At 31.5% G+C, this 13112-nt stretch carries 17 protein-coding genes; 1 reads left to right on the top strand and 16 read right to left on the bottom strand.

All coding sequences use genetic code 11. The features are described from left to right. Window positions 1-81: 81 nt before the first annotated feature. The 10 genes from BXU01_RS10010 to BXU01_RS09965 form a co-directional block, all read right to left on the bottom strand. The gene (locus tag BXU01_RS10010; protein ID WP_083693084.1) at window positions 82-384 is read right to left on the bottom strand and encodes a hypothetical protein; all 303 of its coding nucleotides are present in this window, start codon (window positions 382-384) and stop codon (window positions 82-84) included. Next, entirely contained in the window at window positions 371-658 is a 288-nt protein-coding gene (locus tag BXU01_RS10005; RefSeq protein ID WP_055095925.1) for a hypothetical protein, read from the bottom strand. Before BXU01_RS10005 ends, BXU01_RS10010 begins: the two co-directional genes overlap by 14 nt. Before the next feature lie 225 nt (window positions 659-883). After that, window positions 884-1216 carry a hypothetical protein gene (locus tag BXU01_RS10000; protein ID WP_083693083.1) on the bottom strand — a complete coding sequence of 111 codons (333 nt, stop codon included), beginning with the start codon at window positions 1214-1216 and terminating at the stop codon, window positions 884-886. A gap of 4 nt (window positions 1217-1220) precedes the next feature. Continuing rightward, the gene (locus tag BXU01_RS09995; RefSeq protein ID WP_083693082.1) at window positions 1221-1691 is read right to left on the bottom strand and encodes a hypothetical protein; all 471 of its coding nucleotides are present in this window, start codon (window positions 1689-1691) and stop codon (window positions 1221-1223) included. Between the two features lie 4 nt (window positions 1692-1695). After that, on the bottom strand, window positions 1696-2178 hold the full coding sequence (locus tag BXU01_RS09990; protein ID WP_083693080.1) for a M15 family metallopeptidase: 483 nt from the start codon (window positions 2176-2178) through the stop codon (window positions 1696-1698). 367 nt (window positions 2179-2545) lie between these two features. After that, complete coding sequence (locus tag BXU01_RS09985) at window positions 2546-3430, bottom strand: hypothetical protein (RefSeq protein WP_083693079.1); 885 nt, start codon at window positions 3428-3430, stop codon at window positions 2546-2548. A 37-nt stretch (window positions 3431-3467) separates the two neighbouring features. Then, the gene (locus BXU01_RS09980; RefSeq protein WP_083693078.1) at window positions 3468-3812 is read right to left on the bottom strand and encodes a hypothetical protein; all 345 of its coding nucleotides are present in this window, start codon (window positions 3810-3812) and stop codon (window positions 3468-3470) included. Between the two features lie 314 nt (window positions 3813-4126). Next, window positions 4127-4552: a hypothetical protein gene (locus BXU01_RS09975; RefSeq protein WP_035684757.1), complete on the bottom strand. Its 426-nt coding sequence runs from the start codon at window positions 4550-4552 to the stop codon at window positions 4127-4129. A 131-nt stretch (window positions 4553-4683) separates the two neighbouring features. Then, window positions 4684-6000 carry a DUF2586 domain-containing protein gene (locus tag BXU01_RS09970; RefSeq protein ID WP_083693077.1) on the bottom strand — a complete coding sequence of 439 codons (1317 nt, stop codon included), beginning with the start codon at window positions 5998-6000 and terminating at the stop codon, window positions 4684-4686. 586 nt (window positions 6001-6586) lie between these two features. After that, window positions 6587-7162, bottom strand: coding sequence for a hypothetical protein (locus BXU01_RS09965; protein ID WP_083693075.1), 576 nt, complete (start codon window positions 7160-7162; stop codon window positions 6587-6589). A 284-nt stretch (window positions 7163-7446) separates the two neighbouring features. Between BXU01_RS09965 and BXU01_RS09960 the strand changes: the two genes are divergently transcribed. Further along, window positions 7447-8247, top strand: coding sequence for a S24 family peptidase (locus BXU01_RS09960; RefSeq protein ID WP_083693289.1), 801 nt, complete (start codon window positions 7447-7449; stop codon window positions 8245-8247). Between the two features lie 55 nt (window positions 8248-8302). On the opposite strand, the gene BXU01_RS09955 is transcribed toward BXU01_RS09960, so the two are convergent. Genes BXU01_RS09955 through BXU01_RS09930 form a run of 6 tightly spaced genes read right to left on the bottom strand, consistent with a single transcriptional unit; the run spans window position 8303 to window position 13099 of the window. After that, window positions 8303-8779 carry a hypothetical protein gene (locus BXU01_RS09955; RefSeq protein ID WP_083693073.1) on the bottom strand — a complete coding sequence of 159 codons (477 nt, stop codon included), beginning with the start codon at window positions 8777-8779 and terminating at the stop codon, window positions 8303-8305. Beyond that, entirely contained in the window at window positions 8776-9666 is an 891-nt protein-coding gene (locus tag BXU01_RS09950) for a hypothetical protein (protein ID WP_083693071.1), read from the bottom strand. Before BXU01_RS09950 ends, BXU01_RS09955 begins: the two co-directional genes overlap by 4 nt. Then, window positions 9657-10301: a DUF4280 domain-containing protein gene (locus BXU01_RS09945; RefSeq protein WP_083693069.1), complete on the bottom strand. Its 645-nt coding sequence runs from the start codon at window positions 10299-10301 to the stop codon at window positions 9657-9659. Before BXU01_RS09945 ends, BXU01_RS09950 begins: the two co-directional genes overlap by 10 nt. Before the next feature lie 3 nt (window positions 10302-10304). After that, on the bottom strand, window positions 10305-11237 hold the full coding sequence (locus BXU01_RS23865) for a hypothetical protein (RefSeq protein ID WP_083693066.1): 933 nt from the start codon (window positions 11235-11237) through the stop codon (window positions 10305-10307). A gap of 10 nt (window positions 11238-11247) precedes the next feature. After that, a complete protein-coding gene (locus BXU01_RS09935) occupies window positions 11248-12549 on the bottom strand; it encodes a hypothetical protein (RefSeq protein WP_083693064.1) in 1302 nt (433 codons plus the stop codon). Beyond that, on the bottom strand, window positions 12542-13099 hold the full coding sequence (locus BXU01_RS09930) for a DUF6046 domain-containing protein (RefSeq protein WP_083693063.1): 558 nt from the start codon (window positions 13097-13099) through the stop codon (window positions 12542-12544). Before BXU01_RS09930 ends, BXU01_RS09935 begins: the two co-directional genes overlap by 8 nt. Window positions 13100-13112 lie beyond the last annotated feature (13 nt).

Genomic DNA, 13112 nt, shown 5'->3' with positions numbered 1-13112 from the left:
TTTTTTTTGTGAATGCTACAGAGATGTAGTTTCAGTTTTTTAAATTTCTAAAAAGGTGAAATTTAAATGAGGAATAGTTTATTAATAAATGATAAAATCATCTTCAATAATCATGTAATCAATTCCGGAGAAGTTATCCAGTAAATATTGCTCTTCGTCAGAAATGGCCGTTGCAGGTTTTAAGTTTCTCGAATTATAATATTCGACAATATCCTTTTTAAACGCTTCTCTGCCTATTTTTAAATCTTCGTATACAGAAATGTCATCTGTCAGGTTAAACTGGTCATTGTCTTCTAAAAGATCGAATACTTTTTCGATACTTCCATACTCTTGTAAAGAGATGTCAAAAATGTTTTGGTTTTCTTGTGGTTTAATAGTTCCCATCGATTTTAATGTTTTGTAAATCGTTGACGTCTAATGTTTTTACATAGAAGTTGTCATACGATAATTGTTTGTCTATTTCGTTTTCTAGTCTAAGCCTGGAGGTTGCATCCGGACTGTTAATGTATTTTTTTATTCCTACTCCCAGAATAGGAAACTCTTTATAACTTCCTTTCTGGCTTAACAATAGATGTTCTATATTTTGCTGATCTGCCTCATTAATGGCGAAATCTCCATTTGTAATTAACAAGTCCTCATCTATGATAAAATCTTTCATATGTCGTTATTATTTATTGTTTTTATTAATGAATATCTTCCTTTGAATTTGCGCGCCATACTCAAAAGATGATGTTTTATTTGATACTGTAAAAATACGCCATGATTTGCCTTTAACCAAGATTTTAAGGGGTAGTAATCAGTAGTTTCAGTAAGTTGATTTTTGTAGTTAAAGTTTTTAAAATCAGATAATTGATTTAGTTTTTTTTAGTCTAAAACCAGATCTTTAAACACCAGGAATGATCATGTCGATAATCACTTTAAAAATCATTTTTATGATGTTGTTTTTAATAGCATTCAGTTTTATTTTTGAAATTCCGGTAGTTTGAAGCGCTTGTAATGCCACTAAATCGAGTTGACTTTTTAAGAGCCATTCTAATTCTTCTTCGGTTAGATTTCCAGAAGCAAAAAGAATCATCCAGCGTTCCAGTTTTTCTTTAGATGTTTCTAAAAACGCATTTAGATCTTTTTCTAATTCGGCTTTGTTGTCTTTATAACTTTTTGTTATAATCGTTATTAATTTACTTTTTAACTCTTCTATAAGTTGCTCGCTATTCATGGTTTTAGGTATTGCTGTTGATTAAATCTAAAAGGGCATCTTTTGACTCTTTGTCTTTTTTAATTTCATATTGAATCAGTAAATCCAAAGCATCTGAAATTTGTTTTTTGGATTCTTCTATAAAAAGCGGAGATAAAATAACTTTCGTTTCCCAACGCTTGAAAAATCCGGATAAAAGATTTTTTTCTTTATTGGTTAGAATTTTCCACATCTCAAAAGAGATTTCGTTATTGGGTTTGTTTTTTTCGTATTCGATCAATTTTTCAATGTTGAGCTGTAAAGTCTCAATCTCTTCTTTATAATTAGTATAAGGTGTATTTGCCTTAGTCATTAATTTAGAAGTTTCTACTTTTAACTCTGTTGTTTTTTGATAAGAGTAAGGATCAAATAGGGCAGTTCTGGTTGAGGTACAAGAGCTAATTGCAAAAGTGATGGCAATTAAAAATACAGTATGTTTTAATTTTAAATATTTCATCTGATTATTTGTATAAGATTACATAGTTTTTTTTGTCGCGTTTTAGCTTGCTGAGTACTTTCCAGTCGCTATATCCTTTTTTATCAAAATGCGGAAGATCCTTAAATGTTTTCCAGTCTCCACCCCAATTCCAATTATATTTGGCGAAAATTTTGACACATTCCTGCCAATCCGAAATTTGATCATTATCCCAGTCTTTCACCGTATCCCAAGAAGCCACTTTACCATCTATAATTAAACAAATGTCTACTGCAAAACCATAATTATGAATGGATTGTCCGCCTTTTGCATTTGTTACTTTTTTTCCGGGTTTCGTTCTGCCAAAAGCATAAAGGTTTTCTTGTTCCTGAAATGATCTGAGTCCTTGCGTAATGCGAACTTTAGCCTTTCCGGTTAAGGCAAGATCACATTCCCCGATGATTTTAGTAACTTCTTCCCTAACCGAAGGATGAAGCAAATCAATGTGTTTTTTTGTTATTTGATCCATATTTGTATGTATTAAAGATTTTAAATTTTGAGAATAAAAAGCCTTTCTGATTGTTTGAAGACAATCTGAAGTTTTAGTATTTAGTAAGATTATTTGTGTTTTGAGATTTACTTAAGATGAAAGAATTTCTTAAGTAAATGATGTAAATATTCCTTTTTAAAAATGTGATTTTAATGGAATAAGTGTTTTAATTATAATATAAAAATACGCCGAAATAGTGTGTTTTTTAAAAATTTTAATGTATTTTAAGTCAGTAGTTTCAATAGATTATCTTGATTTTTTTGGGTTGAAAATCAAGATAAATGATAAAAAAAATCCATTTTTCCAGATCAGAAAAACGGATTTATAATAGAGAATAATAATTTTTTTAATCTATTATTTTATATTCTTTTTTAATGGTTGTTTTCTTAAGAGATTTGCCAGGTTTTCTCTTTTGAAAAAAATGTCTGGAACCTAGTGATTCAATATAATATTCTCCTTGATGAATCCCTTTTTCATAACCCAGCCAGGAATTTGTACCACCAGTTGGATCTTTTTCGGGAAATAGTTTGGATTTTATTACCGCAGCTATTGTATTTTGCATGTCGCTGTCCATTGAAGTTGTACCACGTGCATCCCAAAAACGTTTACCAGTTTGATTTTTATATCCGCCAGAGAAATATTTATCTTTTTCTAGTCTTCCACTTGCATCTTGCATCAAATATAGATAAAGTCTGCTTTCCCTTTTTTTTGCAATGTTTTTATCATTATAGGCATTTTCGATTGTATAAGCATAAAACTCTGGTATTTTGTATCCACCTTCAGCGTATATCCAATTGGCTCTATCTAACATTTGCGAATGAGTCAGCCCTGTTTTTTCAGTTAAATTAGTTATTTTGCTCTTATCCATTCTTATTTCGGCAGTTCCTTTACCAGTATTATGAATTTTATAGCCATCATTTTCAACTATATATACTTTGTTTTCAGGTAGGCCTTCATTGCCCAAATAACGACCGTCTTTTGAATAGAAGTCTCCAGAATATTTATAATTTGGATCAGTTAATTCAGATTGATCATTTATTGTATAATAATCAATATTTGAATCTTTTTTAATTAAAGATCCAATATTCTCATTAATAAATCTCTCCATTTCACTAGCATTTTTATCATCTTCGATCTGCTGACGCCAAATGCCAAGCATAATTCGTCTAAAACGGGCCATTTCAGAAGCACTAGTATCTTTTAGTTCTATAATATGTTTTCTGGTACTCATTAGGATGGTTTTTTATGAAAGGGCAAAAAGGTATTTACTATAGAATTTCTATTTTAACCGGTTTTGGCTGAATATGATCTGAGAATGCTGTGGTAATATTAAGACGTAAATCGTCTTCTTGCTCAATTTTGGCATCACCGCCCAAATAGCAATTTTTAAATAATACTTCAAGCGCTTTAAATTCATCCATTTTTGAAGCTTGTAATACGGCTGAACGAATACTGATATCCGGTTTTTTGAAATAGGCAAATAAGATTGTTTCGTCATCATCTGCAATGGTGAGTTTAATTACTTTTTTATGTTTGTATTTCCATTGGTTGAGTTGTGCCTGAGTAATATTTCCGTCAAGAACGTCGATATTTTTTGAGTTTGCTATTTCCATTTTTAAACTTATTATGGGTTGTATGATAGAGGTAAGTTGATGTCTGATTTAGTGGTGTCTTTTTGTTGTTTCTTAGACACGGGTAAAAAAGAGGCTGCCTGAGTTATTTTTTTTGAGTTGAATAATCTCAAAACAGCCTCTTGAAGTAGGTTCCCTTTTTAAACGGACTAATAAAGAGCTTGTAGAATAAATTTGCTGGCAAAAATCATGTTCCAGGAACTCCTTTTTTGCATAACGCAATAGAATTGGGTTTCTCTTTTAAGTCGGTTTTAGAGGGGAATGGGGATTATAATTTTAGGAATTTATCAGGATGATTAATTCCATTCAACGTGAGAACAAATCAAGTCAAAAGAAACTGCAATTTTAGTATCTCCCTGACTAATTCCTCTGCTGTTTGAGTTGAATTCGCAGTTTCTTACTGTGTGTGTAATTACTTCGTTGCTGTCATCAAGGTAACTCACAATGATGCTAAACGGATTAATATCCTGCAATCTTTGCCCTTTTGGTAAAGCTGCCAAAATAGCTTCGACTTCGTAGTTATATAAAGTAATTGACGCTTTTGCCTCATATTTTCCTCTGCCTCTGTGTACCGGCATATCTCCGGCTCCGTAATGGTTTTCTTTAGAAACTGAGTCACTATAGTTTACAGCTGTGATTCCGGTAACGATGTTACCTGCAATACTTACTTCGATAGATGACCAGCTGTGTTGTTGTCCGTTAATTAATGGTAATTTATTCATATGTATCTTGATTTGTTTTTTATTAATCCTGATAACGCTCAGGAACTATCACCTTTGTTTTTAAACAATTGAAATGTGGTAATATTATTGATGAAATTTTATTGTTTTTGAATTATAAGAAATTCAATAAATTATGCTTTTTCGATTCCAAAAGGATTTTTGAACCCTAAATCAACAGTAATTTTACGGGCAGTTCCAATTGGTGTGATTTCTGCTTTTACTTTTAATTCTGATGTTGCCAAAATGTTTTGTTTTGGATCTACATACACATCAAAAGCAGAAACTTCCTGATTAGCTACCATTCCTTCCAGAGCACTTCTGCATAAGCCTTCAAAGCTTTTTGAAACGGATTGTGGCAATTTTCCATCAATGTCTACTAAAACCGGAGAAGCTAATTTTGGTAACAAAGCAGTACGCAATAAACGGGTTGCTTTATTGATTGTACGGTTGTTTTCTACATAAGCAAAGTCAGATGTTCCTGTAGTACAAGTGTGGCTGTCATTAAAATAAACACCTGCTAAGCCAGTATGCGTTTTTGCAAAAATGAATCTGTTATCGTTTAGCTCACTTAAAGTTCCAAGGGTTTTAATTTCTTGTCCGCCAATGAAACCAGCTTTTGAAAAACCTTCACCGGTAAGATTGAATTTTTCGATCCAGGCAATGTTTTCAGATACTTTTGCTCTTGATACAGCTCCTAACGCAAGTCCAACTGCTGCTGTGTTTTTGTATACCTCTCTAAAAGTGAATTCAAGAAAAGCGCCATCTTCTTCTTTGTAACCGTCTTTAGTTTTTACGTTAAAAACATTTGTGTCTTCTATTCGGGCCAATTTCTCCCCGGGAGCCAGATTGTAAACCGTATTATTGTCCTCTCTCACTAACTTTTGTTCAAGCGCTTTCTCGACATCCATAGCAACTACTACAGATACGTTTTCTGCGTTTAATTCGGCTAAACTAGTAGCAGAGTCAGCATCAAATCCTTTTCCTTCAAGGATAACTTCAAAAGGAATGTAATCTACGTATGCAAGCTCAGTTTGCGTTTTTGCTACAGCCGCAGCGTCTAAAGTATCTTCAAATGTTGCCGCTCCAGAATATATAATTGCCATTTGACGAATGTTTCCGTTTGCTTTTTCCTGCATTTCTTTTGCTTTTCCTGCAATCTCTGCGTATGAAGCTCCTGTAGATGCCATGATGTACAAGTCTCCGGAAGGGTTCATTCTAAAAAATTGTTGAATTTGGTAATACGCTGATTGTCCATTTACATCATAATCAGCAGTAATTCCTAATGCTTTGGCATCTTCTAGAGAAACCAGGCGCTCAATTTTGTTTACTGTTAATTTTGTAGTTGCAACACCGTCAAAAAGTAATCCTGAAACCATATCCTGGTCTGGATTTCTTCTTCCTAATCCGCCTGATAGTTTGTTAATCACTACATCGTTTAATGTACTCATAATATAAATTGTTTTAATTGTTTAAAATTTGTTTTTGGTTTTTGCCTGAAAAAAGGCAAAAGAAGGACTGTAACAAGTTGCTAAGCTTATTATTATCAATGATTTAATTTTTAAGAAAAAGTATTCGTAATCTGGAATCCAAAAAGTAGATTGGTATTTTTGGACGGTTTATAAAAACTGGTTTTTCAATTGAATTTTGCTCTTGGCCAAGAGATAAATTTGCTTTTGATATCGGGTACAAATTTAAGGTTCAAGGTTGCTTTTTCCAATTTTTTTGGTTGTCAAAGCCAGTAGTTTCAGTGTTTTAAGCTCGGGCCTCTGTAGCGAGTCCTTCATTTATAATGGTATAAATAGTGCGCTCTGTGAGGAACAAAGTATCCGAAAGTTCAGATACCACAACTTTCATTTGTTTAGCTTGATTTCTATTTAGGTAGTTGATCACATAATCTCTCCTTTTGTCTAATAGTGTTCTGCTTCTTTTCATTTTTGGGGTTTTAATAAGGATGGGTTAATTTTATTTAAGATCTGGTTTTGTATGCTGTGGTATTGTTATGCCATTTATCTGTAAATTAATAGACCGTTTAGATTATCTTGTGGTATCTAACTCTATATTTCCTTCAACTTGATTAGGGTTGATTCCTATTATTCCGGAAGTCAGGTCATATCCCAATTCTTCTAATGCTTCATTACTTAAGCCATTATTAAAAAGGATATATTTCTTTTTTAGGATATTTTCAATTAATGTTGTTTTATAAGTGATCTCCCAAATAAAATGGTCATTTTTATTCCAGTAAACTTCCTCGTTATTGTATTGCTTTTCTTTTACTTTAAAAGTCGAATTGGTATCTATAAAAGCATTATTGCTCGTTGCAGACAAGACGGCTTTGTCTAAGCGATGTGCCATTTCGAATACTTCTTCATAACTTGTAGAGGAAGCAGAACCAATAGGTAATACAATGTATAAACAAAAAGAGACATCTGCTTTATAGTTTTTCTCAGACGATGTTTCCCATGAAATAGAATCATATTTAAACATTACTAAAGGCGCTTCAATAGCAGTTTTAAAAACAGCATCACTGTAAAGCTGTACTGTTGGCGCATTCGTTGAAAACTCCGTTTCGATTGCGCTCTTTTTCTCGTTATAAAATTCTTTTAAAATCATATGATGGATTATTTTTTACAAATATACAACATATGTTTTAAAATATACAACATATTGAGACAAAAAATGCAATAGTTTCAGTAATATGATTTGCTTTTTTATGCCATATGTTCTAGTAATACAATAAGAAAGAGGTTACAATTGTATTGAAAATCAGTTGTTTTATTAAAAAAATATAAAAGAGTGCTGTTATTTGCATTATATTTTTTAGTTTTGCAACATATAGTGGAATGTTTGATAATATTCAAAACATATTACATAAAAAAAATAAATGCAATTATAACATGGAAATACATACTAAGATAAAACGTATTATAGACGAGATGAAGTTAAACAATAACTCATTTGCGAAATTAATAGGAGTTACAAGTACAACAATTGATAGTATCACGATTGGACGATTGCAGGCAGATGGAGATAGAAAAAGAACAAAACCTGGATTTGATCTCCTTCAAAGTATAATTAAGCACTGTAACGTAAATCCGGATTATTTTTTTGGAGAAAGTGATGAAATATTTACTACTAAACCCAATGCTGAAGTTGGATTGCATTTACCAAAGATTATTACGGTAAATGAAGCTGGAGAAGAAAATATTAATTTTGTTGGAGTTAAGGCACGTGCGGGATATTTAGACGGTTATGCTGATCCTGAATACATGGAAAGCCTTCCTTCGTTTAGTATGCCAATGCTAAAAAACGGAACGTATCGATGTTTTGAAATAAAAGGGAACTCAATGTCGACAACGATACATGACGGAGATTATCTTTTTGGAAAATATGTAGATAATTTTGATGATATTCTTGACGGAAGAATTTATGTAATCATCAGTAAAAATGATGGAGTAGTGGTAAAAAGGGTTTTAAATCGAATTAGGGAAAGCGGAAAATTAATCCTGAAATCTGATAACAGAGACGGAAATTACCCCATGTATTCTATTTATGCCGAAGATATCCTGGAAGTTTGGTACGCAAGTATGTATGCCTCTAAACAAATGCCGGATCCTATTAATATTTACGAAAAGATTCACGATCTTGAAAGTAAATTCTATGAAATGGAAGAAAGTTTGAGAAAAAAACTGAATTAAACTAAAAAAAGAGAAAATTTCAGTTAACCTGAAATTTTCTCTTTTTTTTAGTTTTTCAATTATTTAGTTCTTGTATTACGATTTTCCGATCTTTACTAGGTTTAACATGAATAGTATCTTTATTAAAAATTAAACCTATATCACCACTTAATGCTTTTGTAATATTATCTTTATTCCAAATTTTTTTTTCTTTTTTTCCTTTATCCGAAATATTTTGAGAAAAATAACTTGTACGAATTAAAAATGAAAAAACATTCCCTTTTCTTATTGGAGCTTTCCACAATTCATAAGAAAAATAATTTCTATCTTCCTTTTTGATTGAATATATTATAAATTCTCTTAGTTCTTTATTTTCAAACTTTTTAGCTATAATTGAGTCATTGACTTGAATATCTATAATTACACCTGGCTGTTTTTCGTAATCTAAGTCGATATACTCGATTTTCTCTATAGAGGTAAGAGGTTGTGTTTTTTTATCTTTGCTGCAAGAAACAGCTAATAAAAATAAAAATAGAAATGATATTTTTTTCATAAAGTGATGTTTTTACCTGGTACATATTCAATAAATCCTTGATAATCTTCCTGTTTTCCAAATGCTTTTTTAAAGTCATCTTTATACATGTTTGAGCTTGCTGGAGTATTAAAATACATTCCAGCTTTAAATCGAAATGACACAAAAGGCCAATTTTTGTCAACTAGAGTTTGATGAGTATATGCTCTGTTTTCTGAATTTATCTTGGTATTATTTTGTAAATCTTTTATACAATCTTCAAGATGTTTATGTTCATGTGCACAAATACTCATAATGTCATAACCGGTGTCAAAATTAAATCCAAGATGGGAATAACAGATGCTTATTTCACCTTCAAATTTTTTCAAATAATCAGAATAATTAGTATATCCTCCAATTCTGGTTATTGCAAATCCGGTGCCTTCGAGTTGAAGTCTTCTACCTTCCGTATATTTATCATTTCGTCTTTGAATTTCAGCCTTATCTAAATGTCTGTCTAAGTCATCTGCATCTGTAATTGTTCTATATTTTAATTCATTCAAATTAAAACCTGCCTCAGTATAGTAATGATTAAAAATTCTTTCAACGATTTTTGATTTGGTTTCAATTGATAAATCAGTAATTATAGTTCCGTATTGACCACCAATTTTACTGTTTACTATATTGCCTCGCCCATCAAAGGATACTTGTTTGTCATAAAAATCTTTGGGAAGATTATTTCTGGAATAGGGATTTTTTATAAAATCCCTACCCAAAATATAAATCTCTTTTTTGCTTTGTTTCGTTGAACCCAAATAATTTCCAGACACATCAAAAAAATCTCCTTCTACTGGATTACTAATTTTTAAAGAAACTTGTTTAAAATTAGTATTACCACTAATTTCTTTTATTTGAAGTGTTATATCCATGTTGTATTTTGTTTTGGTGATTCGATTTCTATAATTTCTTTCAACTCTGCAAAACCATTTTCATTGACTATTCCACTTAAACTAATTTCTTTAATACCTTGATTTATATCTTTACCATCTTTTTCATCTACAATTATAGTGATTGTTTCTCCGGCTTCATAATTAATAGTTTTAACTAAAAGACTTATTTTTTCATTATATGAGGCATTTTTTATATTGTTTTTAAAATCTCCAGTCATCCAGGAAGCACTTACAATTTGCTTTGTTTTTATGATTTCCGAGGCTGAATAATTATCAAATATAACAGTTCTAGATCCAGTTTGTTGTGGATCTGTTATACTAATCTCCCCTCCAACATCACATTTTAAGGTTGAGGTTTGTAAAAGAGCTTTTTTATCTCCTTCGAATACATTACTTGCAGGTGTTTCCCATTTAGTCAATAAAGCAGGTTTACATGCTTTTTGAGTTATTGAACAGAGTCCAGTAAGAGGAACTTCGAAAGTTAAATCACTATCAGTAGCCATCAATTTTTCCTGAATAAAAATGTTGCTTTGAGATTTTACTTCTAAAACGCCTCCTGTAGCGCCCTTATTGCAGACGCATAACGCACCGTTGCATACATATTTGGTAGCCATAATTTAATTAATTTTTACTTTTTCTCCGCTTATAATAGTATCTCCTGTGGCATTTATATTGATTTTTTCAGTCGATTTCAGATTAATATTTTTTGCTTCAATGTTAATATCTCCTTCGCTTTTTAAAGTAATGGCTGTTTTTCCTTTCAGTTCGATTAAATTCTTATCGTTTTTCCTTAATTGGATACTGTCATTCTCACTATTTAATTCAAAAACTAATTTTTCAGCTTCCTGATCATCATATAGTAAACCAGAAATTTTATTCTGATCTATTGTGATAGTACTTTGTTTTTTACCTTCTTGATTATTTAATTTTAAGGTAGCTTCTCCTTGTCTAAGAGTGAATGCCACACGTTCTTTTACTTGCTTGTCTTTAATCGAATTAAAAGTTGTTGTCAAGCTCTCAGATGTAAAATGTGTAGTTGCCAATGGTTTTTCATCGTCATCAAAGTAGCTTACCTTAAAGTTTTTATCTTTGTTAAATTCGATTTTAGCTACATCAATAATTTTTGTTTCGTCGGTTTCTGTTATTATGTCAGTTTTTACATAACGAATTTGTAATAACTCGCCATCGCTGCTATAATCAAAAAGCAATTTTGGTTCATTTGTTCCTTGAATTCTTCCCATAAGTCTTTCAACTTCAGAAAATTGCGAAACAAACGCTCTCGTTTCTACTTTGTCAATAATTGTGGCCAAAACCCAGCTGTCTTTTTTAGGAATGGTAATAATTCCTTGTTCTACATCAAGGATTGAAGCTTTCAATCTTACGTTTTTAAGTATGGCGCCATCAGCGCGCATAATATTTACCGTATAAGCATCATTTGTATTATGAGGTGATTCTGTTTCCTTATTTATTTCGATGACTTTTGCCGCAAAAGTTTCAATCAATTGATTTTTATTGGCGACATCTTTTATTAGATCTGTTATATTTCCCATTTTTGTTTTTTTAAATTGCTTCTACTCTTCGTCCTATAAAAATCCTTTGTCGATAACCGCTTTCGCCAAAACTTCGTTCTACTTTTTCGACCTGAAAAGTGCCGTTTTTTTCTTTATCCTTTGCGTTTTCAAGAATTACCTGATCTGTAGGTCGTACAAACGGTTCTCCAAATGTTAGAAAAGAACCTTCAAACCCGCTTGGTTTAGATTCCATTGCTCTTAAAGCAGCATATTGATACAATTCTGAAGCTATTTGTGTCGTTGCTTTTTTGAAAGCAGTTGGATCATTTGGCAAATCATCCGTATCATTATGTAAAACATGGGTTTTTGTTAATTGCCCGTTCGGATCGCCCAATTCAATATAAATTGGAGTGTTTGAGTTTTTAAAGTATTTTTCTACTCGTAAACGTGTATTTTTTGTAGACTCTTTGACCACAACTAATTTATCTTCGATAATATTATAACGAAACCTAAAACGTACTTGTCCTAAAAAACGATCAGAAAGGGATTGAGTGGCTTTACTTAATTGAGCACTTAAAAGAGAAATCCCCTGATTAATCAACTTTTTTACAAGTGCTCCTGCTAACGGACTTTTAATAAAATTTCGATCTATAAAACCGGCTAATTCAACTGCAGTATGTTGCTGCGGATTATTAGTAATTGTAAGTACTGGCGCAGCATCTTCGATTTTAAAATAAGTAAATATTCCTTTTTCTTTTAGCATCTCAAAAACCTGGGCAAGACTTTGGTTTCTGTTGATCATTATATTTCCTAATTCTTCGTCAAGGGCATTTACTTTAAAAGGTAATTTCAATTCTTTGATTCTCTTTTCGAAAAAGGTTTTTGGATTAAAATTTTCGACATTCGTAGTTGGATTTGTAGCCACAAAATTCAGAGTATCATTCTTATCCTGAACATCATCATCTTTTACTGCCTTTACTTTTTTAAAAGCATACATTGCATCTTCGCAAGTTATTACAGCATTTATATCAGCTTGTACTCCTGTAATATAACCTCTAAAAGCAGGTTTGTAATCTCCATCATAGCCTAAAAATATTTCTATGAAATTTTCGAGTTTAAAAAAGTCATGAATTGTTTTTTCGGTACCGTTTGCAATTGTAAACAAGCTCTGATCAAATCCTTTTGTATCTGTATATACTTTTTGAGGCATTACAATAGTGGCTGTATCAGTAAGGGATTTGTATGAACTGCTTATGTCTACATTTTTTACATAGGTAAATTCATAAAATTTAGGAGTTGGGATAAGTTTTACTGTCTCGTAAACTCTAATTTTAGCATTTAGTTTAAGCATTGTCTCTAATTATTAGTTCTACAGTTTCATCTGATGTGGCGCTGGCAGTAAATTTTTGAATGTTTTTTGTTCCAGAAATAGAAGGAATAGAGTAGGAGTCTATCACCAATTCATAAATACCAAATCGGTTCAAAATCGCATGCGTTACTCTTAAGGCATAAGGAGCATTCAGGAATTGTTTCAGTAAAAAAAGTTTCTCCTTTGGATATTCATCTCCTGTTTCACTGGCGATTAATCCTTCTATCGAAATGCTGAAATCACCATTTGTAATATGTTCCTTAATAGTTGAATCTCTTCCTTCTATCCCTTCTTTTTTTATAATTTTTGAACGATTCAGATTAACCGTAACAGCATCTATTCTTAGAGAGGGTAAATTTAGATCTGTTTTTATCAGAGGTTCAAAAACCAAAGGAGCAAAAACCCTTAGATTAAATTCACCTCCGGTTTTGTCGATAATAAAATCTTTCGACTCTGATTCGTTATAATTTATACCGCTATATTCAGTGTCTTTTGTATTTAAAATTTCGTTTACATTAAAATTGAATTTCATAATGATTTATTTT

This window comes from [Flexibacter] sp. ATCC 35103, from assembly GCF_001975985.1.
Classification (GTDB): Bacteria; Bacteroidota; Bacteroidia; order Flavobacteriales; family Flavobacteriaceae; genus Flavobacterium.
Note: the sequence above shows the minus strand (reverse complement) of the source record. Positions and strands in the feature narration are given on the sequence as shown.